This is a genomic window from Vibrio sp. 1069 (genome assembly GCF_033340555.1).
Genome location: NZ_JAWOWP010000933.1, coordinates 1 through 520 on the forward strand (window position 1 = coordinate 1; position 520 = coordinate 520).

Genomic DNA, 520 nt, shown 5'->3' on the forward strand with positions numbered 1-520 from the left:
GGAAACATCACCCAAGCCCGCCACTCGAAATGCGTGACCAAGTAGAATAGCCAGCGCGTTGGATAATGTCAGTGGGAGAAGCAGTAACGCGATTGAAGCTAAGTCTGTTAAGTAAGATTTAGACCCAGCTCGCCATTGCTCTGCGATTACAGCCAGACGCTGAAAAGGGGCAAAGAAGAGTTCGCGGCGAGTTTGCATGGAGAGTTCTTTTGTAAAGTAGTTATCTTCAACTGCAGAAAATGCAGCCGTTAATACAACAGCCGAAACTCAGGCAAACATTGTTGATGGGTAATGTCGTTTTTCGTATTAAGGTCAAACAATGGGTACTAAATGCCAATAACAGCACGGAAAAGTTGCCAACTTAATTTAGCGACTATACATCGCTCGATCCAATGAGATTATTGACCTTCACGACAAACAAAAGGCATACATAACTTATGGTTATTACAGGAATTACCACTTACTCATAAAGCTCATTTGTTCCTCTTTTTATATAACTTTCGATGAACAACTTAGTAAT

At 41.3% G+C, this 520-nt stretch carries 1 protein-coding gene; it reads right to left on the reverse strand.

Going from position 1 to position 520, the window contains the following annotated elements:
- Positions 1-198, reverse strand: a 198-nt coding sequence (locus R7040_RS29890; RefSeq protein ID WP_318098109.1) for a hypothetical protein, incomplete at its 3' end; no start/stop codon positions are given.
- Positions 199-520 lie beyond the last annotated feature (322 nt).